The organism is Oceanobacillus halotolerans (assembly GCF_010993955.1).
Taxonomy (GTDB): Bacteria; Bacillota; Bacilli; order Bacillales; family Amphibacillaceae; genus Oceanibacillus_A; species Oceanibacillus_A halotolerans.
In genome coordinates this window covers 318229-345077 of record NZ_WIXL01000002.1, presented here as the reverse complement: position 1 = coordinate 345077, position 26849 = coordinate 318229, and the positions used below count along the sequence as shown (strand labels likewise).

Annotated in this window: 21 protein-coding genes, 1 other RNA gene and 1 other annotated feature; of the genes, 17 read left to right on the top strand and 5 right to left on the bottom strand. The window is 36.6% G+C overall.

Annotated features, from left to right (window positions below):
* The first annotated feature begins 16 nt into the window (after positions 1 to 16).
* Entirely contained in the window at positions 17 to 1156 is a 1140-nt protein-coding gene (tgt, locus tag GHC26_RS04705; RefSeq protein ID WP_163970110.1) for a tRNA guanosine(34) transglycosylase Tgt, read from the top strand.
* Positions 1157 to 1175: 19 nt separating this feature from the next.
* The gene (yajC, locus tag GHC26_RS04700; protein ID WP_163970109.1) at positions 1176 to 1439 is read left to right on the top strand and encodes a preprotein translocase subunit YajC; all 264 of its coding nucleotides are present in this window, start codon (positions 1176 to 1178) and stop codon (positions 1437 to 1439) included.
* 109 nt (positions 1440 to 1548) lie between these two features.
* Here yajC and GHC26_RS04695 read toward each other — a convergent pair whose 3' ends face one another.
* Positions 1549 to 1935 (bottom strand): TIGR04086 family membrane protein, encoded by a 387-nt coding sequence (locus tag GHC26_RS04695; RefSeq protein ID WP_163970108.1) that lies wholly within the window; start codon positions 1933 to 1935, stop codon positions 1549 to 1551.
* A gap of 139 nt (positions 1936 to 2074) precedes the next feature.
* Between GHC26_RS04695 and GHC26_RS04690 the strand changes: the two genes are divergently transcribed.
* Entirely contained in the window at positions 2075 to 3376 is a 1302-nt protein-coding gene (locus GHC26_RS04690) for an ArsB/NhaD family transporter (RefSeq protein ID WP_163970107.1), read from the top strand.
* A 1050-nt stretch (positions 3377 to 4426) separates the two neighbouring features.
* On the opposite strand, the gene spoVB is transcribed toward GHC26_RS04690, so the two are convergent.
* Positions 4427 to 5980 carry a stage V sporulation protein B gene (spoVB, locus tag GHC26_RS04685; RefSeq protein WP_163970106.1) on the bottom strand — a complete coding sequence of 518 codons (1554 nt, stop codon included), beginning with the start codon at positions 5978 to 5980 and terminating at the stop codon, positions 4427 to 4429.
* Between the two features lie 130 nt (positions 5981 to 6110).
* Here spoVB and GHC26_RS04680 point away from each other — a divergent pair, with 130 nt between their 5' ends.
* From GHC26_RS04680 to dtd, 7 genes are all read left to right on the top strand, one after another.
* On the top strand, positions 6111 to 6419 hold the full coding sequence (locus GHC26_RS04680; protein WP_163970105.1) for a post-transcriptional regulator: 309 nt from the start codon (positions 6111 to 6113) through the stop codon (positions 6417 to 6419).
* Positions 6420 to 6472: 53 nt separating this feature from the next.
* Positions 6473 to 8731 (top strand): protein translocase subunit SecDF, encoded by a 2259-nt coding sequence (gene secDF, locus GHC26_RS04675; RefSeq protein ID WP_163970104.1) that lies wholly within the window; start codon positions 6473 to 6475, stop codon positions 8729 to 8731.
* Positions 8732 to 9280: 549 nt separating this feature from the next.
* Positions 9281 to 9616: a LapA family protein gene (locus GHC26_RS04670; protein WP_163970103.1), complete on the top strand. Its 336-nt coding sequence runs from the start codon at positions 9281 to 9283 to the stop codon at positions 9614 to 9616.
* 75 nt (positions 9617 to 9691) lie between these two features.
* Complete coding sequence (recJ, locus tag GHC26_RS04665; protein ID WP_163970102.1) at positions 9692 to 12031, top strand: single-stranded-DNA-specific exonuclease RecJ; 2340 nt, start codon at positions 9692 to 9694, stop codon at positions 12029 to 12031.
* Entirely contained in the window at positions 12021 to 12533 is a 513-nt protein-coding gene (locus GHC26_RS04660; protein ID WP_163970101.1) for an adenine phosphoribosyltransferase, read from the top strand. The genes recJ and GHC26_RS04660 overlap by 11 nt, the downstream gene beginning before the upstream one ends.
* Before the next feature lie 253 nt (positions 12534 to 12786).
* Complete coding sequence (locus tag GHC26_RS04655; protein WP_163970100.1) at positions 12787 to 14988, top strand: RelA/SpoT family protein; 2202 nt, start codon at positions 12787 to 12789, stop codon at positions 14986 to 14988.
* A 23-nt stretch (positions 14989 to 15011) separates the two neighbouring features.
* A complete protein-coding gene (dtd, locus tag GHC26_RS04650) occupies positions 15012 to 15458 on the top strand; it encodes a D-aminoacyl-tRNA deacylase (RefSeq protein ID WP_163970099.1) in 447 nt (148 codons plus the stop codon).
* Between the two features lie 144 nt (positions 15459 to 15602).
* Here the strand turns inward: dtd and GHC26_RS04645 are convergent, their stop codons facing one another.
* Positions 15603 to 16652, bottom strand: a complete 1050-nt coding sequence (locus GHC26_RS04645; RefSeq protein ID WP_163970098.1) for an N-acetylmuramoyl-L-alanine amidase — start codon at positions 16650 to 16652, stop codon at positions 15603 to 15605.
* Positions 16653 to 16749: 97 nt separating this feature from the next.
* Between GHC26_RS04645 and GHC26_RS04640 the strand changes: the two genes are divergently transcribed.
* From GHC26_RS04640 to ssrS, 4 genes are all read left to right on the top strand, one after another.
* Positions 16750 to 16923, top strand: coding sequence for a helix-turn-helix domain-containing protein (locus GHC26_RS04640; RefSeq protein ID WP_163970097.1), 174 nt, complete (start codon positions 16750 to 16752; stop codon positions 16921 to 16923).
* Positions 16924 to 16989: 66 nt separating this feature from the next.
* Positions 16990 to 17227 (top strand) — a binding site (T-box leader).
* Between the two features lie 364 nt (positions 17228 to 17591).
* Positions 17592 to 18878, top strand: a complete 1287-nt coding sequence (gene hisS / locus GHC26_RS04635; RefSeq protein WP_163970096.1) for a histidine--tRNA ligase — start codon at positions 17592 to 17594, stop codon at positions 18876 to 18878.
* The gene (gene aspS, locus GHC26_RS04630) at positions 18875 to 20635 is read left to right on the top strand and encodes an aspartate--tRNA ligase (protein ID WP_205599195.1); all 1761 of its coding nucleotides are present in this window, start codon (positions 18875 to 18877) and stop codon (positions 20633 to 20635) included. Before hisS ends, aspS begins: the two co-directional genes overlap by 4 nt.
* A 127-nt stretch (positions 20636 to 20762) precedes the next feature.
* Positions 20763 to 20942: non-coding RNA, 6S RNA (gene ssrS / locus GHC26_RS04625), on the top strand.
* A gap of 754 nt (positions 20943 to 21696) precedes the next feature.
* Here ssrS and GHC26_RS04620 read toward each other — a convergent pair.
* Both GHC26_RS04620 and GHC26_RS04615 read right to left on the bottom strand, forming a co-directional pair.
* Positions 21697 to 22359, bottom strand: a complete 663-nt coding sequence (locus GHC26_RS04620) for an RsfA family transcriptional regulator (RefSeq protein ID WP_163970095.1) — start codon at positions 22357 to 22359, stop codon at positions 21697 to 21699.
* 103 nt (positions 22360 to 22462) lie between these two features.
* Positions 22463 to 23743: a replication-associated recombination protein A gene (locus GHC26_RS04615; protein ID WP_163970094.1), complete on the bottom strand. Its 1281-nt coding sequence runs from the start codon at positions 23741 to 23743 to the stop codon at positions 22463 to 22465.
* A 376-nt stretch (positions 23744 to 24119) separates the two neighbouring features.
* Here GHC26_RS04615 and cymR point away from each other — a divergent pair, with 376 nt between their 5' ends.
* From cymR to mnmA, 3 genes are read left to right on the top strand one after another with little or no spacing between them, the layout of a single operon-like run.
* Positions 24120 to 24539 carry a cysteine metabolism transcriptional regulator CymR gene (cymR, locus tag GHC26_RS04610; protein WP_163970093.1) on the top strand — a complete coding sequence of 140 codons (420 nt, stop codon included), beginning with the start codon at positions 24120 to 24122 and terminating at the stop codon, positions 24537 to 24539.
* Between the two features lie 26 nt (positions 24540 to 24565).
* Positions 24566 to 25708 (top strand): cysteine desulfurase family protein, encoded by a 1143-nt coding sequence (locus tag GHC26_RS04605; protein ID WP_163970092.1) that lies wholly within the window; start codon positions 24566 to 24568, stop codon positions 25706 to 25708.
* Positions 25709 to 25722: 14 nt separating this feature from the next.
* A complete protein-coding gene (mnmA, locus tag GHC26_RS04600; protein WP_163970091.1) occupies positions 25723 to 26835 on the top strand; it encodes a tRNA 2-thiouridine(34) synthase MnmA in 1113 nt (370 codons plus the stop codon).
* Positions 26836 to 26849 lie beyond the last annotated feature (14 nt).

The following is a 26849-nucleotide window of genomic DNA, read 5'->3' as shown; positions in this document are numbered from 1 at the left end:
AAAGAGGAACGTGAATATGAAACCAATTACTTATGAACATATAAAAACGTGTAAACAAACAGGAGCTAGATTGGGACGTATTCATACACCACATGGTTCATTTGATACCCCAACATTTATGCCAGTAGGAACCCTCGCTACTGTCAAAACAATGAGTCCTGAGGAACTAAAGGAAATGAATGCAAATATCATCCTTTCCAATACGTATCATCTGTGGCTACGTCCAGGTGAGGATATTATCCAAGAAGCTGGTGGTCTTCATCAGTTTATGAATTGGGATGGTGCGATTCTTACGGATTCTGGAGGATTTCAGGTGTTTAGTTTAAGTGATATGCGGGAAATAAAAGAAGAAGGTGTACATTTTCGAAATCATTTAAGTGGAGAGAGGTTATTTTTATCACCAGAGAAAGCAATGCACATTCAAAATGCCTTAGGATCAGATATAATGATGGCCTTTGATGAATGTCCACCATACCCAGCAACATATGATTATATGAAATCGTCTGTTGAAAGGACATCACGCTGGGCTGAAAGATGTTTAGAGGCGCATGGCCGTAAACAAGATCAAGGTTTATTTGGAATTATTCAAGGTGGTGAATATGAAGATCTCCGAAAGCAAAGTGTAGATGATTTAGTCTCATTAGATTTACCTGGATATGCAGTTGGAGGTCTATCTGTAGGTGAGCCAAAAGATGTTATGAATCGTGTCTTAGAGTTTACAACACCACTTATGCCAATTGACAAACCCCGTTATTTAATGGGAGTAGGTTCACCTGATTCGTTAATTGATGGTGCTATTCGTGGGATTGATATGTTTGATTGTGTATTGCCAACAAGAATTGCTCGTAATGGGACATGCATGACATCAAACGGACGTTTAGTTGTTCGTAATGCAAAATATGCCCGTGATTTTAGCCCAATTGATGAACATTGTGATTGCCATGTTTGTCAGCATTATTCTCGAGCCTATATTCGTCACTTAATCAAATGTAATGAAACATTTGGTTTTAGGCTTACTACTTATCATAATCTATATTTTCTGGTAAAATTAATGGAACAAGTACGTCAAGCAATACAAGAGGATCGACTTGGCGATTTTAAAGAGGCATTTTTTGAACAATATGGGTTTAATAAACCAAATGCAAAGAACTTTTAGTAAGGAGGTGAGCTAAATAATGGACTTGCTAATATCCCTATCACCAATTATTCTTATGTTTGTAATCTTTTATTTCTTACTGATAAGACCACAACAAAAAAGACAAAAACAGGTAAGACAGATGCAGGCAGACTTGCAAAAAGGTGATAATGTTATTACAATTGGTGGTTTTCATGGTGTAATCCATGCACTAGATGAAGATACAATTGTCATTCAAGCTAGTGATGGTACTAAGTTAACGTATGACCGTTCAGCTGTTAGAGACGTGAAAAATGAATCATAATACAATGTGAATACTAACAGACTGTATCTATTCCGTATTAAGGTACATAGAGAAGAAAAAGTGTCATAACGAAAAAACCAGGGTCTAATCCCTGGTTTTTTCTAGTTTATTAGGTGTTTTGTTCTTCAGATCCTGCCAAATTCACCCCTATTACACCACCAATTAAGGCTGCTAGAACATATCCAACATGGTGTAGAGATTGTTCTAGCGAAAAAGTCTGTTGATAACCTAGATATTGCACGAGGAATGTAAACAACGTAAACCCTAATCCAGTAAGTGTACCGATAATCCATCCCTTTTGTTTTCCTTTTGCACCAGCTATAATTCCTCCGATAAATAATGAAATTAGCCCAACAGCTAAGGTAACCCATGCTAGAGTTCCTTCTGTCATGGTCATAAATCGTAGTACAAAAGCTAGTAAAACACTTGTTATTAAAATAAGGCCGAGTACCACAATCCAACCGTACAATACTGCAACAATTTGTTGCTGTCTCATAATGTTTTCCTCCCCCTTGTTTGTCCATTTATTACAAATTTATTCAAGAAATTCTAAAATAGACTGAAAATATTTATTTAATTACTGCATATATTTGTTAAAGGGCTTGTTTCAAAAAGGTTATAAGATGAGGTGGATTATGAGTATTATTTTTGCAACAATCATATTTGTTATCTGCTATATGTTTATCATGACGGAAAAGATTAATCGAGCAGTTGTCGCTTTAACAGGGGGGACATTATTTTTATTAACTGGAATTTATACAACAAGTGATGTTTTTGTCCAATATATTGATTGGAATACAATTGCCCTATTGTTTTCCATGATGGTTCTCATTGCTATTACGGAAAAAACCGGATTATTTTCCTTTATTGCAGTTCGTTTTGCACAAAAGGTTCGTGGCTCACCGATTCCTCTCTTAATCGGTATTAGCATATTAACTGCAGTTGGTTCAGCATTATTGGACAATGTAACTACTGTTTTAATATTTGTTCCGATTATTTTAAAAATCACTAGTCTATTAAAGTTACCTTCTTTTCCCTATTTATTAGCAATAATCCTAAGCTCAAATATAGGTGGGGCTGCTACCTTAATTGGTGATCCACCGAATATAATGATTGGTCAAGCAGTGGAAGAACTAACGTTTCTATCATTTTTAATCCATCTTGCTCCATTAGCACTTTTTATTTTTATTGTTGTATTGTTTTTACTTGTCTTATTGTTTCGGCGTTCCTTTAACGAGATATCGATTGATACAAACGAATTGATGGAAATAGAGGCAGAATCTTATATTGTGAAGTCACCAATGCTTTATAAATCTACTGCTGTTTTGTGTATGACACTTTTTGGGTTTATGCTACATTCATTTTTGCACATTGAGTTAACAGTTATAGCACTTAGTGGAGCAATATTATTGCTTTTACTGACAGAAAATGAAATAGAGACAGAACAGGTTTTTCAGAAGGTGGAATGGGTAACGCTATTTTTCTTTATTGGACTTTTCACTTTAGTAGGGGGGTTGCAGGAAGTAGGGATTATTGACGAGTTGGCCAAAGGAATTATGTTATATACAGATGGTAACTTTACCTATACTGCTCTATTAATTCTATGGGTATCTGGTTTATTTTCTGGAATTGTAGATAATATTCCATTTGTTGCAGCAATGATTCCAGTCATTCAGGAGTTTGAAAGTTATGGAATGATCTACTTAGACCCGATTTGGTGGTCACTAGCATTAGGAGCTTGTTTAGGCGGGAATGCTACACTAATAGGTGCATCGGCTAATATTGTAGTAGCGGGGTTAGCAGAGGGTGCTAATCAACGAATACCGTTTATCCGGTTTATGTTATATGGGGTACCTTTTGTTCTATTTTCGTTAGTCGTTTCAACCATTTACATTTATGTGCGATATTTGCTTCCTTATATTGGGATGACTTCATGAAGTGATTGTATTTTTGTTTGTGAATAAAGTGAAACTTCAATCAGTGGGGGTTTCCTTTCCTCCCCCACTGATTGTTAGTTGAACGAATCGGACATTTACGGGCAGTTTGATCCCCCACTTATCTTTCTTGGATCTCTCGAAATCTTGAAATGGGGGTCTTACTGCACGTTACATGCGGGATAAACAGAAAACTAGTTGTAACAAAAAATAAAAACCATATCGCTAACATTCTAGTAAAGCGATATGGTTTTTGTGTTTAGCTCTTTTATTGTTTTTAACGTCGTATTATCTATAGAATGCGACGTAAGTTAAGGCGATGTATAGAATGTTTATCCGTTCCAGAAATACACTTCGCTTTTTAGCGGGGAAGTGGTGAGCCTCCTCTGGCTAACGCCCTGTGGGGTCTCACCGATCTCCTACTTCCCGCAGGAGTCTCCATGTATTTCCTTCACTAATATGGCTGACCTCTTTCTTATCATTGCTATTGCTAATATAGCAGTTGATTGAAGCGTAGGATAGTAGACTCCTGCAGGAACAGCACGTGTCTAGACCTGAGCAGTAAGTGGTCTTCTTCCGATGTCTAGCGACGACGGACAGGACGTCCTAGTGCCGATAGACATAAGGACGTGGCGTTTTCATAGGCCAGCGCCTACCCCCTCGAGGTCTTAAGTCAATCCTCATTACGCGCAAAAAGTGCCACGCCGAGGCTCGGCTTAAGCTTGGCAGATAAGAAAGAAAACGTTCTTACTGCATAAGTGCAACTAAGGCTTTCGCCACTTGGCGAAAAGCCAAGTTTTCTAATCGGGGGTGACCAAGGCGCTTTTAGCTTTTTTAAAGAGGAGGCTGAGGCCGTGCCTGCGGTAAAGAAGACACTGTGAAAACGTAAAGTTTGAACAGATGTCGCACTTATGCCCATGGTGAAAGCGACTGTCCGAAGCGGAAATCAACGACGCAATTTACGTCGCAATTTACATCAACTATGCATTACGATTTATACTGTTAGATATTTAGACAAGGTGTATAGAACTTCTAACAATTTTAATCAGCATATTACACAAATCGTTGGATAAGAGGGATTTGCTTTAATTCCTCTTTGGTAACAAATCGTAATATGAGTAAGAATAATAGATAAATGAAGGTTAATAAAATGAGTAAGCAGATAAAGGCTATAATATTTTGTTGTCCAATTCCATCATATATGCCTTTTAAAAGATGTCCAACCACGCCGGTCATTAATAAAAGTAAAGCCATTTTTGATAAATCTTTAAATGGAATATAGAAATGAATGGCTTTTTTTAATGATGCTAAATGCATTAGGGTTACTAGCACAACACCTACAGACATGGCAATGGCAACACCCATAATTCCAAAATCAGGGTTTGATGCAAGGAAAAAGAGTACAATAAACTTAAAGAATGCGCCTACCAAGCTATTCCACATTGCTGGCTTTGCAAGATCTAGACCCTGTAAAGCAGACTGTAAAGGAGCTTGAATGTAAAGTAAAATAAAGAATGGTGCCATAAATACGAGGAACCGGCTAGCATTATCTGTTCCATACATATACGTTAAAATTGGTTCCGCAAAAAAAGTTAAGACAATCGTTGCAATTGCACCAGAAGCAAATGAAATTCGAATAGATTGATGGATTCGATAATGAATTAGTTTTTTATTTTTATTTGCTTCTGCTTCTGAAATATTAGGAACTAATGCAATGGATAGTGAATTAGTAATAAATGTTGGTAAAAATAATAATGGAAGCACAAACCCTGTAAGCTCACCATACTGTTTTGTAGCTATTGTTGTAGCCACACCAGCGATTGCCAAACTTTGAGCTACCAAAATTGGTTCTAAGAAGTTAGATATGGAGCCAATTAAACGACTGCCTGTACTAGGTAACGCAATAGAAAACAATTCACGTAAGGTGCTTTTACTAGTTTTCAAGTAATGAAAGAAACGGTTTCTAACCTTAATCGATTTATTTCGCTTAAAAAGATAAAACATAAAAGCTAATGAAGCGAATTCACCTAAGATAACACTAAACATTGCTCCAGCAGCAGCAAATTCCACGCCATAAGGCAGTAGTAGATTTACAAAAAACGCAACACATGCAATACGAACGATCTGTTCTATTACGAGACCGAAGCTTTGCGGTTTCATGTTTTGCTTTCCTTGGAAGTATCCCTTTAAGATAGAAGATATTGCAATGATTGGAACAATTGGGCTTATCGCGATTAACGGATAAATAGTTCGTCCATCTGTTAATAAAGTGGAAGCAATAAATGGTGCAAAAAGGATCATTCCAGTTGTGAATAAAATACATGTAACGGCGGTGATCGCAAACGAAACAGTAAGGATTTTTTTAATCTTTTGTTGATCGTTTCTTGCTTCGGCTTCTGCTACGCGTTTAGATATGGCAACAGGTAGTCCAAGCTGTGTTAATGTAATAACGAGAAAAAGTGTTGGCAATGCCATCATATAAAGGCCTACACCCTCTTCTCCCATTAACCGTGCTACCACTAATCGGTTAATAAAACCTAAAAATCGTGTGATAAGACCTGCCATAATCAAAATGATTGTTCCTTGTAGAAATGTTTGTTTGGCCATGGACGACGACCTGCCTTCTCAAAAATTAAATTTTCATATACAATGATATATATGCGAAAGAGTGGGCCAAGCATGACAAAAGGTGTGAATTAATATTAATGTACTACTTAATGGTAGGGGGATTGGTGTAATGACACGTACGAAAACGGTTGAAGAATGGAGAACTACCTTACAACCTGCTTTAGAGAGCAAAGTGAACGAATTACAATTAATGGGGTATACACAAGCAACAAAGGAAAATGTTTGGAATTGTCTCATGAAAAAAGTTTGGAGAGGTAATCCAACAAAACGGTTACATGAAGTAGTTCAAGATATTTTCCATCTTAGTTCTAATATTTATATGAGTTATCTTACAGTAGATACATATCAAGAAACCCAAAATGATGATATAATGGCCTCTATTGCTGCTTTAACAAATAATGATGATGAAACTACTTAATGTTCATGGATATATATTAAGAGTCCTGGAATGAATGAGGAGGAAACGTATAGATGAAATATCGAGGCAGAATTGTTGCCTTCTTTCTAATCGTCTTGTTATTTGCAACAACGATTGGAACAACGGTAACAGGTATAACAAAAGACATTAACTTAGGACTAGATCTTCAAGGAGGATTTGAAGTCCTTTATGAGGTTGAGCCTGTCGATGAGGAGCAAGATGTAACACGGAGTTTATTAGAATCAACGGTTCAAACATTAAATGACCGAGTAAACCGCTTAGGGATTAGTGAAGCAAGTATTGATATTGAAGGAGAGGACAGAATCCGTGTTCAGCTGGCTGGTGTAGAAGACCAGACAGAAGCTCGAGAAATGCTAGCTACATCTGCAAGACTTTCCTTCCGAGATGTCAATGATAAAGAATATTTAGATGGTACAGATGTGGAAGAAGGGAGTGCCACGCAAGACTTTCATCCACAAACAAATGCACCAATTGTTACACTTCAATTAAAGGATGCCTCCAAATTTGGTGAGGTAACAACAAAAATTAAGAATATGGGGGAACCCGATAATCGTCTCGTCATTTGGATGGACTATCAAGAGGAGGACTCCTATCAGGAAGAAGTGACCAAAGAGGAACCAAAATATGTATCAGCACCAGGTGTGGATGAGACCTTAAATACAACGAATGTCATGATTACTGGTAATTTTACGGTTGAATCAGCACAACGACTTGCTGACATTATTAATTCTGGTTCATTACCAGTTCATATGGAGGAGTTATATTCAGATTCTGTTGGTGCACAATTTGGGGAACAGGCTTTAAATAAAACGGTATTTGCTGCATTTATTGGAATAGGTTTAATTTTTGTCTATATGATGGTTGTCTATCGTTTTCCAGGTGTTATTGCAGCCGTTAATTTAAGTATTTACATTTATTTAGTATTATTGGTGTTTGAGTTAATGAATGGTGTGCTTACCCTCCCTGGAATAGCTGCTCTCATTTTAGGAGTCGGGATGGCAGTCGATGCAAATGTTATTACGTTTGAACGAATAAAAGAAGAAATTAAGTCTGGTAAATCAATTATGGCTTCGTTTAAAGCAGGATCTAAAAACTCGTTGTCTACCATTTTTGATGCCAACTTAACGACATTAATTGCTGCTGCAGTACTATTTATCTTTGGGACAAGCTCTGTTAAAGGATTCGCAACGATGTTAATCGTCAGTATTGTGGTTAGCTTTTTAACAGCAGTTTATGGGTCAAGGTTATTGCTAGGCCTATGGGTGAAGAGTAGATTTTTAAATAAAAAGCCAACCTGGTTTGGTGTTAAGAAGAAAGATATTCAGGATATTGCGGATTATAAAGAGACAGATGATGTGACCTTTATGGACCGGAAAGTAAATGTCGTACAACATCGTAAGAAATTCTTTACAGGTTCTATTGTAATGGTCATATTAGGATTAGCTTCTATTCTCTTGTTCCAATTAAATCCTGGAATCGATTTTACTAGTGGATCACGTGTCGAGATTTTAGCAGAAGATGGATTGACTAGTGAGGAAGTGGAAAAAAATCTAGATGAATTAGGATTGGAGCCAAAGTCAATCGTTCTTTCTGGTGATAATAATGATATTGCCGTGACAAGATATGATACTGTATTATCAGAAGATGAGATTGCGGAAGTTAAAGAACATTTTGTTGGCTTGTATGGGAATGAGCCTAGTGTTAGTGTCGTTTCCCCTATCGTAGGAGAAGAATTAGTAAAAAATGCTATTTATGCAGTCGGAATTGCATCGATTTTTATGATTATTTATGTTACATTCCGTTTTGAATTCTTCTTTGCAATTACAGCATTAATTGCCCTATTACACGACGCATTTTTTGTTCTTGCTATTTTCAGCTTAACTAGAATAGAATTTGATATTACAATCGTTGCAGCTATCCTGACAATTGTCGGTTACTCAATCAACGATACCATTGTAACCTTTGACCGGATTCGAGAAAACTTAAAGAAAAAGAAACGTGTTAAATCGTTTAAAGAGCTCGCAAAAGTGGTTAACAAAAGTTTAGTTCAAACGTTTATGCGGAGTATTAATACAACTGTAACAACTATGTTAGCTGTATTGGCATTTCTTTTCCTAGGTGCTCAGTCAATCACGGGGTTTGCAATTGCTTTAGCAGTCGGTCTGCTAGTAGGTACGTATTCTTCCCTATTTTTAGCAGCACAAATATGGCTTGTATGGCGCGGGAAAATGATTAAAAAGAAACCAGTTGTATTTGTGAAGAAAAAGAAACCAGAAGGACCACAAGTATAATGTTTACAAACCCTTGTTGAAAAACAAGGGTTTGATTTTTTGGGTATGGCGACAGCACGTGTCCGAAGCCCCCGCAGGAAGCGGTTTTCTTCCGATGTCTAGCTTCAGCACCTACCCCCTCGAGGTCTTAAGTCAATCCTCATTACGCGCAAAAAGCGCCACGCCGAGGATCGGCTTAAGCTTGGCAGATAAGAAAAATTTTCTTACTGCATAAGTGCAACTAAGGCTTTCGCCACTTGGCGACAAGCCAAGTTTTCTAATCGGGGGTGACCAAGGCGCTTAAGCTTTTCTGTAGAGGAGGCTTTAGGCGGCGTCCATGGCAAAGAAGACACTGTGAAAACGAACAAGTTTGAACAGATGTCGCGCTTATGCCCTGGTGAAAGCGAAGTGTTCTGCTGGAACGGTAAGATATTCGCATATCTACCAATTATTCATGAAGATTTAAATTGAAAAAACGTTTATATAATAGAAAATAGGTCTTCTTTGATAAGTAATTTTTTAAACGGAGATTGGGTAATGATAAGATACGAGTGTAAAGGAGGGGTGATGATGAAAGGACAAACCTATACAATTATCGCCATTATTGTCGTTATTATTGTAGCGATATTTGCTGTTGCAAATGTTGAACCAGTGCAAGTCAATTTTGTGTTTGGATCAGGAGAAATTCCCTTAGTTTTACTTATATTGTTTGCGGTTTTAATGGGTGGGATTATAACCGCAGCTGTTGGGATGATAAAAGTATTTCGTTTAGAGCGTTCTATAAGAAAGTATAAAGAAGAAAATGAACGCTTAAATACATTACTTAAAGAAAACAATCTAGAAAAAGAGGCAGAAATGGGGGGATCACCAGAGACTACGAATGAGAAATCAGGTGATGAATACTAATTTCGATCTCATTTTTTCACATTGCTACCATTGACCTCGTCTTGTATAATAGTAAAGTCAGGGGTGTAATTATATATGTTAAAAAGTAAGATGAGATGGAATTTTAGATCATCACCAGAAAATAATGCAAAGTGGATGGACAACTTCAGTGACATGTCCCCTATAATAACGGAATTATTATCTCAACGAGGTATTCAAACAAAAGCGGAGGCACAATCGTTTCTATCGCCAGATTTAAACGAATTACATAGCCCTGCTACTTTAGATTCAATTGACATTGCTTCAAATCGAGTACACGAAGCAATCCATCATAATGAAAAAATATTAATATATGGTGATTATGATGCAGATGGTGTAAGCTCTACTACTGTCATGCTTGAAACATTAGAGGAACTTGGTGCAAACTGTGATTATTATATACCAAATCGTTTTACAGAGGGTTATGGTCCAAATGAACAAGCATTCCGAAAAGCCTACGAAAGTGGTTTTTCGCTCATTATTACAGTAGATACAGGTATTGCTGCACTACATGAAGCGGAAGTTGCCAGGGAACTTGGTATTGATTTAATCATTACGGATCATCATGAAGTCCAAGACCAGTTACCAGATGCATATGCGATTATTCATCCAAAATGTTCAAATGATTATCCGTTTAAAGAGTTAGCAGGAGTTGGTGTAGCTTTTAAATTTGCTGAAAATTTATTAGGTTATTTTCCGAAGCAATTCTTAGATGTAGTAGCAATTGGTACAATAGCTGATTTAGTACCATTGATAAATGAGAATCGTATTCTTGCGTATTACGGATTAAAGGTACTTACCACAAGTAAACGTTCTGGTCTTCAGGCACTCAAAAACCATTGTAAAATAGATGGAAATGTGACAGAAGAAGATGTTGGTTTTTTAATAGGACCGCGAATTAATGCTGTTGGAAGACTTCAGGATGCTGACTTAGCAGTACGATTGTTAACAACAAAGAATAGAGAAGAAGCAGAAATGTATGCTAATCAAATAGATTCGTTGAACCAAGAGCGTCAGGAAATTGTCAAAACCATTGTCAGTGAAGCAGTGGAGATGATAGATCCTTCTGATCAAGGAGTTATTATCGTAGCTAAAGAAGGATGGAATGAAGGGGTTCTAGGTATTGTTGCTTCTCGCTTAGTGCGAAAGTATGAACGTCCTGCTATCGTGTTAACAGTTAAAACAGACACAAATGAGGCAAAGGGGTCTGCTCGAAGTATACCAGCCTTTGATTTATTCCATAATTGTATGAAGGTACGAAACTTATTCACTCATTTTGGTGGTCATGCACAAGCAGCAGGGATGACATTCCCTTTAGATAACCTTTCTACAATACAATTAGAACTAAACAAGCTTATATATGACCAATTGCGACCAGAAGATTTCACACAAGAAGTAGAGATATGTAAGACATTATCGATTAGTGATATTACTGAAACATTAGTAAACGATCTTTCCCGTTTAGCACCTTTTGGAATGGGGAATCCCAAACCTGTTTTTCATATGAACCATGTACCAGCACAAATTAGACAAATTGGAAATGGACAAAAACATATCAAATTATTGTTTAAAGAAGCTGACCATTCTGTTGATGGAATAGGTTTTCAGCTAGGAGATCTCTACCATCAAATAGCTCCAAATACACCGATTTCAATTATTGGCGAACTATCCATAAATGAGTGGAATGGTACGAAGAAAATGCAAGTCATTGTACAAGATATAAAAATTGATGATTGGCAACTATTCGATTATCGTGGAAAAAAACAGGTTGATTTTAATACATTAACAAATGAAAATGAGGGGTTTCTTGCTATTGGTGAAAATATGGAAGATAGTAGTAGATCATTACCTGAATGGGTTCATGTTATAAGCTATAATACTTCTGTTCCGTCATTTACTAATATTGATAGTTTAATTATTCTAGATTTACCTAATGAAAGTGACGAATTAAAGGAAATAATCAAACATACAAGTCCTTCCAAGATATATGCATGTTATAATGTGAGTGACAGTGTATATATGAAGCCATTCCCATCCAGAGAGGATTTTAAATGGTATTATGGCTTAATTCGAAAACGAAATACGCTAGATTTGAATAAAGAAATACATTTGATCATGAATATGAAATCTTGGACAAAAGATCGAATTATTTTTATGTCGAAAGTGTTTTTTGAATTAGGATTTGTTAAAATAAATAAAGGTGTCATTACTTGTAATAAAAATCCTATTAAGAAAGATTTAAAGGATTCTAAGCTATATCAAAATCGATTAAGAAAAGCACAACTGGAAAAAGCATTATACTATTCAACCTATCAACAATTAAAGTCCTGGTTTCAAGACTGTATGGCAGTTAGTGATGGGTACGTGTCCGAGGAGGAAGTAAGGAATGGATTATAAAAACTATATTAAAATTGTGGAAGATTGGCCAAAGGAAGGAATTCAATTTAAAGATATTACCCCATTAATGGATAATGGGAAAGCATATAAAGCTGCAGTTGATGAAATTGTTGAGTATGCACGTCAAAAAGAAATTGATATTGTTGTTGGGCCAGAGGCAAGAGGGTTTATTGTTGGTTGCCCTGTTTCCTATGCGTTAGAAGTAGGATTTGCTCCCGTAAGGAAAGAAGGGAAATTACCCCGAGAGGTTATTAAGGTTGACTACGGTTTAGAGTATGGTAAAAATGTATTGACAATCCACAAAGATGCAATAAAGGCTGGCCAACGTGTGTTAATAACAGATGATTTACTTGCAACAGGTGGTACGATTGAAGCAACCATTAATTTGGTAGAACAACTTGGTGGTGTAGTAGTTGGGTGTGCATTTTTAATTGAATTATCATATCTAAATGGATTAGATAAATTAGAAGGTTATGATGTACTTACACTAATGCGTTATTAATAAAAAGAGTATGATTGAAAAGGTCTGGCGTTTAAATACATCGTCAGACCTATTCTTATAAAGGTAAGAGTTATCGCGTTAACTAACAGGCTGACTAAGAGCGCGCACGTCATTCGCAAGTACTAGCACGACCTGTCGAGTTGAAAACTTTGCCGAATGAGTTAAGCTTTATAATATTTATTTCTTTACTTTTTCATAAATATTTTTGATACTATTATAAAAGTTATTCTCTACAATGAATATAGGTGATTATATGGCTAAAATGGAAGTTTTAACAATGGAAGACGTACTTGAAAATGCTAGACAATATCTCTCAGAAAAGGATATCGATTTTTTACGTCATGCATATGAATTTGCTGAAAACGCACACCGTGATCAGTACCGTAAATCAGGCGAGCCTTATATTCTTCATCCAGTGCAGGTAGCAGGGATCCTAGTAGAACTAGAAATGGATCCTGAAACAATTGCTGGTGGGTTTTTGCATGATGTTGTAGAGGATACAGAAGTGACAATTAAAGATTTAGAAAGGGAATTTAACCATGAAGTTGCGATGCTTGTTGATGGTGTTACGAAACTAGGTAAAATTAAGTATAAATCCAAAGAAGCAATACAAGCAGAAAATCATCGGAAAATGTTTGTTGCAATGGCGAAGGATATACGTGTTATTTTGATAAAACTTGCAGATCGTCTGCATAACATGCGTACATTGAAACACCTACCACCTGATAAACAACGTCGTATTTCAAATGAAACATTAGAAATTTTCGCGCCATTAGCTCACCGCTTAGGGATTTCTACCATTAAATGGGAATTAGAAGATACTGCTCTACGTTATTTGAATCCGCAACAGTACTATCGGATTGTTCAACTGATGAAACAAAAACGAGAAGAACGTGAGTCTTATGTAGAAGAGGTAATGGAAGAAGTCAATCAGCAGCTAAAGGATGTTAACATTCATGCTGATATTTCTGGTAGACCCAAGCACTTATATAGTATTTATTCAAAGATGGTAAAACAAAGTAAACAGTTTAGTGAAATATATGATCTGTTAGCTGTACGTATTATCGTAAATAGTATTAAGGATTGTTATGCGGTTTTAGGGATTATTCATACTTGTTGGAAGCCAATGCCAGGGCGTTTTAAGGATTATATTGCAATGCCGAAGCCTAATCTTTATCAATCCTTGCATACAACCGTTATTGGTCCCAAAGGGGATCCGCTGGAAGTTCAAATTCGGACGAAGGAAATGCATGAGATTGCAGAGTATGGAATCGCAGCACATTGGGCGTATAAAGAGGGAAGACAGCTTGGAAAAGAAAAGAAATCATTTGAAGAAAAATTAACTTGGTTTCGCGAAATATTAGAATGGCAAAATGAAACCCATGATGCAGAGGAATTTATGGAATCTCTTAAAATGGATTTATTCTCGGATATGGTGTATGTATTTACACCAAAGGGGGATGTGATTGAACTTCCATCAGGGTCTGTTCCGTTAGACTTTGCTTATCGTATTCATACGGAGATTGGTAATAAAACAATTGGTGCAAAAGTGAATGGTAAAATGGAACCACTCGATTATGAATTGAAAAATGGCGACATTATAGAGGTGATGACGTCCAAACATTCCTATGGACCTTCTCAGGATTGGTTGAAAATAACACAAACATCACAAGCAAAAAATAAAATTAAACAGTTTTTTAAAAAACAGCGTCGTGAAGAAAATATTCAAAAAGGGAAAGAAGCGGTTGAACGCGAAATTAGAGCTTTAGGAATTGAACCAAAAAAAGTACTGACTTCCGACAATCTAGGACGTGTTTACGAACGGTTTAACTTTACAAATGAAGATGATATGTATGCAGCGGTTGGCTACCAAGGGATCACTGCCGCATTAATTGCTACACGATTAACCGAAAAAGTTAGACGCTCCCAGCAAAAAGAACAAGATTTACAGGATACGATTGAAGAAGTAAATAATGATGTTAAACAATATAGAGCACAAAAGCGGGATTCTGGTGTTAAAGTAGAAGGGATAGATAATGTATTAATTCGCTTATCTAAATGCTGCAATCCAGTACCAGGTGACAAAATTATCGGATATATTACAAAAGGCCGTGGGGTTTCTGTACATCGCGCGGATTGTCCGAATGTTCAAACAGAAGAGGCAAAGCAACGACAATTGGATGTAAGATGGGAAAATACCCAAACAACGAAGAAACAATATCATGTTGACTTAGAAATATCAGGATATGATCGACGTGGTTTATTAAATGAAGTATTACAAGTTGTTAATGAAATGAAGACAAATATTACGAAAGTAAATGGAAAGTCTGATCGAAATAAAATGGCTGTTATTAACATTACTATTTTAATTCATAATACTAGTCACTTACGAAAAATTGTTGAACGAATTAAGCAAATACAAGATGTTTATGCCGTAACAAGAACAATACAGTAACTTTTTCAAGGGGGCGTAGTGGGATGAGAGCAGTAATTCAACGAGCAAAAAATGCAAGTGTAACAGTTGAAGACGAAGTAGTTGGTCAAATTGCTAATGGATTAGTTGTCCTATTAGGCGTAACGCATGATGACCAAGAAGAAGATGTAGATTATATTGTTCGTAAATTAGTGCATTTGCGTATATTTGAAGATGATGATGGAAAAATGAATGATTCCTTAATCAATACTGGTGGAAGTGTTTTATCCATATCACAATTTACGTTATATGCTGACACTCGGAAAGGGAGAAGACCAAGCTATATACAGGCGGCAAAACCTGATGTAGCGACTCAATGGTATAATCAATTTAATAAACGACTACTTGAAGAAGGAGTTCGAGTCGAAACAGGGCAATTTGGTGAAATGATGGATGTCCGATTCACTAATGTTGGGCCAGTTACGATTATACTTGATAGTAAAGATAAATAAAAAAGTGGGATTAGAAATTTAGTCTAATCCCACTTTTTTTATTTTTAAGGCTGTTTTCTAAAATGTTTTCTAAAAGATTGTTACTTTCTAGTATGAAACGTCTTGCGTAGTAGAAAACCACTAAGTATGTGAAAAGTGCCATTTTTAAAGACTACTAAAATAGAATTGTAGTCCTTTTACGATTCCTGTTACAAGCTTTTTTTGGTAGCCGTTTGTTAGTAATAGTTGTTCCTTTTCATGATTAGATATGAACTCTAATTCAACCAAAATAGATGGCACACGACTTTGCCGCATTACTTGAAAGTCTCCAAATGAGATATCACGGTTTTTGGCGTTCGTTTCTTTAATAATATTCTGTTGAATGGATTTAGCCAAAGATTTATTTTGATCATGGTAAAAATATGTCCCAACTCCTGTCACATCTGGCATATCTAACGTGCTATTGTAATGAAGACTAATAAAGGCATCTGTAGGATAACGATTTGCAAGGCTAGCTCGACTATTTAACGAAATAAATTCATCTTCATCTCTTGTTAAAATCACATTAGCACCCAAAAGGTTAAGTTCTTCTTTTAAGGCAAGTGCCGTTTGGAATGTGAAATCTTTTTCATATGTTCCTGATGCACCGATTGCCCCAACATCTTTCCCACCATGACCTGCATCAATCACAATTGTTTTATTGTCAAATCCATTTGTGCTAGTTGTTTCGTTCCGTTCATCTACTAGATCTTTTAAAACATATCCATGAATTTGTTCATCTTTTACCTCATACCAATTCCCTTCTTGTGAGATAATTGAAAGTTCCTCTCCTTTATTCACAAAATCTACGATAGGATAACTTGAAGAGGCACCTTCACGTATGTGTGTATTGTCATTTTGGATAATGATATTTGTTTTTTGCAAATTACCGTTCGATTCTGTTTCCTGTTGAATGTGTACATATTCTGAAGTAATCCATCCTGATTGATTTTGATACTCAATTTCCACCCATCCATTTTGTTGCTGGATGATAGGGTATTCTTCATCCGTATGAACTTGTCCAATTTGTTCATAATGAATACTAGGACCCGTTCTCACATTAACATGATCAGCTGTTATAATTGCTTCATTTGCAAAAACAGGATGTGGCAAAGATTGTGACAGTAAAATTACTATACTAAACATTAGTACAAACAGGTATATACTACGAATCATTGGATTCCTCCTCCGTTAACAAATCTCTATTGCTTATTTTAATAAAAATAGAGCGTTATGGCAAAACTATACCAATTAAAAAGGAGGTACATCGGTTATGCGAATGCAGGAGAAACAGTGGAATTCATCTAATAATAAGGATATTTTTGGTGTTGATTTACATCAATTTATGGAAATGGAGGGACATGCCAACCACATGGAGATTGCCGAAGAATTGGGGATTTCATTAGGTGAAGTGAAGAAGCTAAAGAAAAGGATTACTCGTACTTGACAATATTTGGTGGAACGATTATTATAGATGACATGTTTAGAGTAGTGTAATTACTTATGTGAAATAGTAAAACCGATGAGGGAAAAAGTAGTTAGATCCTATATGAAAAGAGAGAAAATGCCATGGCTGAAAGCATTTTTGCATAATAGTCTAATGAAAGACATTCCTGAGGGATCTATATCGAATCATTTATTACTAGCTGAATGTAGTAGGTGTAGACGTTTTGCAGGCGTTAACTGTGTATAAGCGGATGCATTTTGTGCGTCAACTAGGGTGGCAACGCGGGTAAACTCTCGTCCCTTTTTCATATAGGGATGAGGGTTTTTTTGTACCATAAAAAAAGTGAAAATCCAACACAAAAGTGAATTTTTATAAAGACTCTTTTCGCATAACTTATTGCTTATAATATATATTATACGTCGTAACGAAATTGAATTTCCGATCCAGACGCTTTCACCACGGGCACAAGTGCGACATCTGCTCAAACTGTTCGTTTTCACAGTGTCTTCTTCGCCGCAGGCACGGCCTCAGCCTCCCGCGGAAGTATTGCACATAATATATCAATTATTCGTTAAGGATGCATACTTGAAATAACAAAAATTTAATAAAAAACAGACTTATGTAAAGTAAGTAATAAAGGAAGTTAAGATAACTAGGGGGTATCGTAAATGAGCATGAAAGCACCAAGGGGAACAGTGGACATCCTGCCAAAGGATGCAAAAAAATGGCAATATGTAGAAAATGAAATTAAACGGATATGTAATCATTATTGTTATGAGGAAATCAGGACACCTATTTTTGAACATACAGAGTTATTCCAACGCGGTGTTGGGGATACAACAGATATCGTTCAAAAGGAAATGTATACATTTGAAGATCGAGGTGGGAGAAGTTTAACATTGCGCCCAGAAGGGACAGCTTCTGTTGTTCGTGCATTTGTTCAAAATAAATTACATGGAGCTGTTAACCAACCAGTTAAAATGTATTATTTTGGACCAATGTTTCGATATGAGCGACCTCAACAAGGTAGAATGCGTCAACTAAATCAATTTGGTGTCGAAGTTCTAGGAAGTAGTGATCCAGCAGTTGATGCAGAGGTTATTGATCTTGCTATGACTTGCTATCAAAAACTAGGGCTTTCTTCTTTGAAATTATTCATAAATAGCCTTGGAGATCAAGAAAGTAGACAGGATTACCGAAATGCATTAGTGGAACACTTTACACCACACCAATCAGAGCTTTGTTCGGATTGTCAATCTCGCTTAGCGCAAAATCCACTACGTATTTTGGACTGTAAAACTGATAGAGACCATCCTGCAATGAAAACAGCACCAGCCATTTTAGATTATTTAAATGACGAGTCAAAAGAATATTTCGAGAAAGTAAAAGAGTATTTAGAAGCGATGGGAATTGATTATGAAGTAGATCAAAACTTAGTTCGTGGATTAGATTATTATAACCATACAGCGTTTGAAATTATGAGTGAAGCTGAAGGATTCGGCGCTATTACTACACTGGCAGGTGGTGGACGTTATAATGGCTTAGTAGAAGAACTGGGTGGTCCAGATACCCCAGGAATTGGTTTTGCAATGGGGATTGAACGATTATTAATGGCACTTGAGGTGGAAAACATCGAGCTCCCAGTAAATGAGGCGTTAGATTGTTTTGTTATCGCTCAAGGAGAAATGGCACAAAAAGAAGGTGTAAAAGTTGTTCATCAATTACGACAGCAAAATGTGCAGGTAGATAAGGATTATCAACAGCGAAAAATGAAAGGACAATTTAAAGCTGCTGATCGATTAAAAGCTAAATATACGATCGTTCTTGGAGAAAGTGAGCTAGAAAAACAGGTGGCTAACGTAAAAGCTATGGATACAGGGGATCAAGTCGAGGTTCCATTGGATAAAATAGTAGATTATGTTGCAGAAAAAGTGCAAGGAGGAAGTCAATCATGACGGAACGAGTATTTGCTGGTACATTACGGGAGACAGAGATTGATAAAAATGTTCTGTTAAAAGGATGGGTACAAAAACGCCGGGACTTAGGTGGTTTAATCTTTATTGATTTGCGGGATAAATCAGGTATTGTTCAGGTTGTTTTCAATCCAGACTATTCTGCTGAAGCTTTGGCGATTGCAGAAGATGTTCGCACAGAATTTGTTATTGAAGTTTCGGGTAAAGTGGTCAAACGAGATAAAGCAACGATTAATCCAGCGATGGAAACAGGTACTATAGAAGTAATTGCTACTGAATTAAACGTGATCAATTCAGCAAAAACACCACCATTCTTAATACAAGAGAATACAGATGTAGCAGAAGATTTACGGTTAAAATACCGTTATATCGATTTGCGTCGTAAAGATCTACAGGATACATTTAAATTGCGCCATCAAACAACACAGGTCGTTCGTAATTTCTTAAATGACAACGAATTCCTTGAAATGGAAACACCTATCTTAACCAAAAGTACACCTGAAGGAGCACGTGATTATTTAGTCCCAAGTCGTGTGCATGAAGGGGAATTTTATGCATTACCACAATCCCCGCAACTTTTTAAGCAACTAATTATGATGAGTGGCTTTGAAAGGTATTATCAAATTGCCCGTTGTTTTCGTGATGAGGATTTACGAGCTGATCGCCAACCAGAATTCACACAAATTGATATTGAAACATCTTTTATGACTAGTGAAGAGATTATGGAAATGACAGAGCAAATGATGCATAAAATATTAAAAGAAGTAAAAGGATTGGATATTCCTGTTCCATTCCCAAGAATGAGTTATCAAGAAGCAATGGAACGCTATGGTTCTGATAAGCCAGATACCCGATTTGAAATGGAGTTAATCCACGTTCCAGATATTGTTGAAAATTCATCATTTAAAGTATTCCAAGGTGCAATTGAATCAGGCGGAACAGTTTGTTTATTAAATGTAAAAGGACATGCTAATGATTATTCACGAAAAGATATTGATAAATTAACTGATTTTGTAAAGGTATATGGGGCCAAAGGACTAGCTTGGTTAAAAGTAGAAGACGGAGAATTAAAAGGTCCGATTGCAAAGTTTCTAACAGATGAAGAGAAGGAAGGAATTGTAAATCGAGCAGAAGCAAGTGATGGTGACTTATTATTATTTGGTGCAGATAAAAAAGCGATTGTGTATGATGCATTAGGTGCACTCCGTCTGAAATTAGGAAATGATTTAGGGTTAATTGATACCTCCCGTTTTAACTTTTTATGGGTTACAGATTGGCCACTTCTAGAATATGATGAAGACTTAGGCAGATATTTTGCAGCACACCATCCATTCACATCACCAGTAGAAGCAGATATTGATAAGCTATCAACTGATCCTGGCAGTGTACGTGCGAATGCGTATGACCTTGTGTTAAATGGTTATGAACTTGGAGGAGGTTCACTACGTATATACAAACGGGAACAACAAGAAAAAATGTTTGAAGTATTAGGCTTTTCTTTGGAGGAAGCCAATGAACAGTTTGGATTTTTAATGGAAGCATTAGAATATGGAGCACCGCCACATGGTGGAATTGCTCTAGGGTTAGATCGGATCATTATGTTATTAGCTGGACGTACTAATTTAAGGGATACCATTTTATTCCCGAAAACAGCATCTGCATCCGATTTACTGACAGATGCCCCAAGTGAAGTTTCCGTAGAGCAATTAGATGAACTAGGTATTCATTTAAAAGAGTAATTATGCTTAAACAAAACAATTGTTGTTAATTCGTAACATCTGTAAACAACACTTCATATGATTATTTATTGAAAACGGAAATTCTGTATGGTACTATATAAATACAAATAAAGAAAATGATTACTCATCAATCCTAATGTGTGCGTCTATCAAAATCGTTTTGACCGAACACTAATTAAAATGGGAGCCTGATGTTTCTATATTGCGTGCATGCCTTGAAATAGAGGACGTACAAGATATAGAACAGGGCACCCACCTGCCAGGAGCGGGATCAAAACTAGATATAGACGGCACGATTGGGATTGATAGTTTTTACTTATAATTCCCAATAAAAAAACGCCTCCAATGTGTCATGGAAGCGTATTTTTATTGGGGATTTTTTAATACATTAGGAAAATTTTAGCCAAGAAGTGGACTCGACGTAGCTAAAATTTTAATGTCCTAAGTATAAGAAAAACTAAACACATTTGCTAAAGGATGAGCGAATGCGAGTTTTTCTAAAAAGGTAAGAAAGTATAAAAAGTTGGCCTCATTACTGTCTTTTAGAGGTTGTTCAAAAAGTCCAGTGAATATGACGCATCTGTGTTTCTGTTAGCTTGCTTTTCCGTTACTCATGTATTAAATGCAAACATTCAGCTACTCAAAGCTACGCTGCCCCGAACTTCCGACGTACAGGACGTACTAGTGTCGGCGTTGTAACAGGATGCCCGAGACCTTAGCCGACTCGGTCCTTTTAATCCTCCTTTTTGAACACGCACTTATATAGGAAAGGCCACGTCCAGCTTCGACGGACAGGACGTCCTAGTGCTGGCGTTGTCACAGGACGTGACGAATTTAGCCAGTGAGAGCGATTGACGTCCTAGTGCCGATAGACATAAGGACGCACGAGTTTTCATCGGCCAGCGCCTATCCCCTCGAGGTCATAAGACAATCCACAATTACGCACAAAAAGCGCCACGTCGAGGCTTGGCTTATGCTTGGCAGATAAGAAACAAAACTTTCTTACTGCATAAGTGCAACTAAGACTTTCGCCATAAAGGCTTGGCGATAAGCCTAGTTTTCTAATGATTGGATCCTTCTGCTACTTGTTGGAGATTTCCATTTTTGTCCATTCTGAAGGCTGGAGTTTTTAAAGATCCTTGATCCTCTAATACAGTCATCTTTCTAGCACGATCCATAATTTGCATAAACACTTGATAGTCTTCTTGAATTGTATTTAACTGATCTTCTGTATCTGCTAATTTTTTTTCTAATTCACTTACTTTTTCGCGTAACTGCTCATTTTCTTTTTGTGTTTCTTCTAGTGTTTGTTTCGATTGATTAGAAGCCTGATAGTCCTTTTTCATATCTGTAAGAAATTGAATAACCCTATCAAGTGTTAATGAGCTTTCAGTATTCATTGATTGATTCCAATTTATATCTGTGTCAGTAAGCTGTTGACTAGTTTGGGCAACAACTTCTTTTTTCACTGGTTGCTGCTCTTTAGCCATTGCACGTTTTCTTTCTTTTCGTTGTCTTTTTGCAAGATCAATAGCATTTTCGTATTTTGCTCTTACCTCAGCATTCCAACGAAATCCACATGCAGCTGATGTCCGATTTAATTTATCACCGACTTCTTCAAATGCATTTAGTTGTGTACTACCTTCTCTTATATGACGTAACACTGTCTCGGCAAGTAATAGATCATCTTCATGAGACCAAGCATCTTGTCTGACTTTAACCAATTTCTTCCACTCCTTTTACAATAACGGTAATTTCATATAATCTATAGATTTCTTTTGGTATTTCTATTTTGACCGTTATGAAAAGGATTTATACCTCATATATCTAGTAATTATTTTTTTCAGATTTAATTTTATCATATACTTGCTTTAACGCTTGTTCAAACTTACCAGAATTTTTTGGGTGATAGTAGTTTTTATTTTTGATAGAATCCGGTAAATATTGTTGCCTCACCCATCCGTTTTCATAATGATGAGGGTATTTATAGTCAACACCTCTACCTAAGGTTTTTGCACCTTGGTAATGAGCATCTTTTAGGTGATTTGGAATATCACCACTTTTTCCATTGCGAATATCAGATAAAGCTCCATCTAAAGCCTTGTAGGCAGTATTGGATTTTGGTGATAAGCATAACTCTACAATCGCAACAGATAGTGGTATTCTAGCTTCAGGAAAACCTACTCGTTCCGCAGCTTCAACAGCGGCTAGTGCTCGTGGTCCAGCTTGGGGATTAGCAAGACCAATATCTTCATAGGCACAAACAATCATTCTTCTTGCTATACTATCTAAATCACCAGCTTCAATCAGTCTTCCTAAATAGTGTAATGCTGCATCCACATCACTGCCTCTAATTGATTTTTGAAAAGCGGATAAAACATCATAATGAGCATCACCATTTTTATCGTGAGAAAAGCTTTTCTTTTGCATACATTCCTCGACAATATCTAATGTGATCACAACTTCTCCTTCATCGTTTTCAGGAGTGGATACAACCGCTAATTCTATTCCGTTTAGAGCAGCTCGTAAGTCTCCATTAGATGTATTGGCAATATGACTTATTGCTTCTTCGGTAATGGAAATATGATACATTCCAAGTCCATTTTCCTCATCATGTATTGCACGTTTTAATGCTAGTTGAATATCATCCCCAGTTAGGGTGTGTAATTCAAATAAATGGCATCTACTTCTTATTGCAGGATTAATAGAATGATAAGGATTACTCGTTGTACAGCCAATCAAGGTAATGGTATTATTTTCTAAATATGGTAAGAGAAAGTCTTGTTTCCCTTTATCAAGTCGATGAACTTCATCTAAAACTAATACGAGTTGACCAGTCATTTTTGCCTCTTCAACAACGATTTCCATATCTTTCTTCTTATCAACGACAGCATTAAGCATTTTGACAGGTATACCTAAACTTTTCGCAAGGGCAACTGCCATGGATGTTTTGCCGGTCCCAGGTGGTCCATACAAAATCATTGATGCTAAACGTTCTGCTTGGATCATGCGATGCAAGATTTTTCCTTCTCCAACTAAATGGTCTTGTCCGATAATATCACGGATATGAGTAGGTCTCATGCGAAAGGCAAGTGGTTTTTGTTTCATAAGAATCGTCCTTTGTTTAAAATTAAAGTTATCTACTAAAAGCGTAGAGATGATTTTCTTAAAATGCAAGAGGAATACATTTCATGCTATAATAGCCCATAGCTTAGAGTGAGATATAATTAAACGGATTGATGGTATTCCTTTTACACGTTAGGAAAGCATAAAATTTTAGCTAAGAAGTAGATTCGACGTTGCCAAAACTTTAATGTCCCAAGTATAAGAAAAACGAACACATTCGCTAAGGACGAGCTAATGCGATTTTTTCTAAGCAGATAAGAAAGCATAAAACTTTCTTACTGCATAAATACAACTAAGGCTTTCGCCATAAAGGCTTGGCGATAGGCCAAGCTTTATAAGAAGTATAGAGGTGTAAATAATGAAGATATCAACTAAGGGAAGATATGGTTTAACGATCATGATTGAACTAGCAAAACATAATGGGGATGGCCCGCTATCTCTAAAGGCAATTGCTCGAAATAATGATCTCAGTGAACATTACTTAGAGCAGCTAGCTACACCCCTACGGAATGCTGGGTTAATCAAAAGTATTAGAGGTGCATACGGTGGGTATATCCTTGCCAAAGAGCCGAAAGATATTAAGGCAGGAGATATTATTCGTGTATTAGAAGGACCCATAACGCCAGTCGAAGGGATTGAGGATGAAGATCCTGCCAAGCAGGCACTTTGGCTAAGGATTCGTGATGCTGTAAAGGAAGTACTCGATACCACCACATTAGAAGATTTAGTTCATCATGAAAATGATCAAGTGCAAGAAGCTTATATGTTTTATATCTAGTCTTTGTAAGGAAGGAACGAAACCAAATGGAAACAATTTACTTGGATCATGCCGCAACAACACCAGTGCATAAAGATGTTGTCGATGCAATGTATCCTATTTATAATGATGTATTTGGTAATCCATCTAGTGTACACTCATATGGACGTAAAGCAAGACAACACTTAGATGGTGCTAGACAAGTAATCGCCAAGAGTATTCATGCTCGGGAAAAGGAAATTATTTTCACAAGTGGTGGAACGGAAGCAGATAACTTAGCGTTAATTGGAACAGCAATGTCCAATAAAGCAAAAGGAAATCATATTATTACAACTTCTCAAGAACATCATGCAACACTTCATACTGCAAATTATTTAGAGAAATTAGGCTTTCAAGTGACCTATTTACCTGTTGGAACAGATGGTAAAGTTCTTGTTCAAGATCTAGTAGATGTGTTAACAGATGATACCATTCTAGTTTCTATCATGTATGTCAATAATGAAACAGGTGTCATCCAACCAATAAAAGAAATTGGCGAATTGTTAAAAGATCATCAAGCCCATTTTCATTCTGATGCAGTCCAAGCATACGGTTCCATTGATATCCATGTTGATAATTTAGGGCTTGATCTTTTGACAGCATCATCCCATAAAATAAATGGACCAAAAGGAATCGGATTTTTATATGCTAGGGAAGGAATTAGCTTACAAGCCTTACAATATGGTGGTGAGCAGGAGCGAAAACGTAGACCAGGCACTGAAAATGTTGTAAGCGCAGTCGGTTTTCAAAAAGCTGTTGAACTAGCTATGAACCACAGACAAGACAGAGAACATCAGTATAAGCAATATAAAGAACATTTCTTATCTGTTTTAAGTGAGTTTGGTGTTCATTTCCAACTAAATGGTGATCAAGAAAATGCTGTTCCAACCATTGTCAATATTAGTTTTCCAGGTACAAATGTGGAAGCATTACTTACCAATTTTGATTTAGATGGAATAGCAGCTTCTAGTGGTAGTGCATGCACAGCAGGCTCAATAGATCCATCACATGTTTTAAGTGCGATGTTTGGCGAAGAGGATGACCGGACAACCAATTCGATCCGATTTAGTTTCGGTTTAGTTAACACAATGGAAAATGTAGAGGAAGCGGCTAAACGTGTGGCAAAAATTGTCAAACGGTTAACAACCTAAAAGAGGTGATTTCATTGAAAAGAAAAGAAGATACACGTGTAGTGGTCGGTATGAGTGGTGGTGTCGATTCATCTGTAGCTGCCTTGTTATTAAAAGAACAAGGCTATGATGTTGTTGGTATTTTCATGAAAAATTGGGATGATACAGATGAATTTGGTGTTTGTACCGCAACAGAGGATTTTGAAGATGTGATACGAGTTTGTAATCAATTAGACATTCCTTACTATGCAGTGAACTTTGAAAAACAGTACTGGGATAAAGTATTTACGTATTTCTTAGATGAATATAAGGCTGGTCGAACACCTAATCCAGATGTTATGTGTAATAAAGAAATTAAGTTTAAAGCATTTTTAGACCATGCATTGAAATTAGGTGCAGATTATTTAGCAACAGGTCATTATGCTCAAGTAAGAAATCAGGATGGCCGTTATGAAATGCTGCGTGGTGTTGATGATAATAAAGATCAAACTTACTTCCTAAATCAATTGTCAGAAAATGTACTATCACGTGTTATGTTTCCATTAGGTCATTTAGAAAAGAAAGAAGTACGGGAAATTGCTAAACAACATGATCTTGCTACAGCAACCAAAAAAGATAGTACAGGTATCTGTTTTATAGGAGAACGAAACTTCAAGGAGTTTTTAAGTGAATATTTACCAGCCCAACCTGGTCAAATGCAAACGTTAACTGGTGAAGTGAAGGGCCAACATGATGGGCTTATGTACTATACTATTGGACAGCGTCAAGGTCTTGGAATTGGTGGGTCTGGAGAACCTTGGTTTGTTGTTGGTAAAAATTTAGAAGACAATATTTTATATGTTGGTCAAGGGTTTTATAATGATCATTTATATTCTGATGCATTGATTGCAACAGATATGAATTGGATTAATATTGAAAATTTAGAAGAGCAATTGACTTGTACGGCAAAATTCCGCTATCGTCAAAAAGATAGTAGTGTCACCGTTTATCCATTGCAAGATGGAAGCGTTAAAGTAGTGTTTGATGAATCCCAACGCGCGATTACCCCAGGACAGGCAGTTGTCTTCTATCAAGATGAAGTATGTCTAGGTGGGGGTACTATTGATGAAGTGATCAAAAATGAAAAAACCCTTGATTATGTAGGATAAAAACAATAGGATCG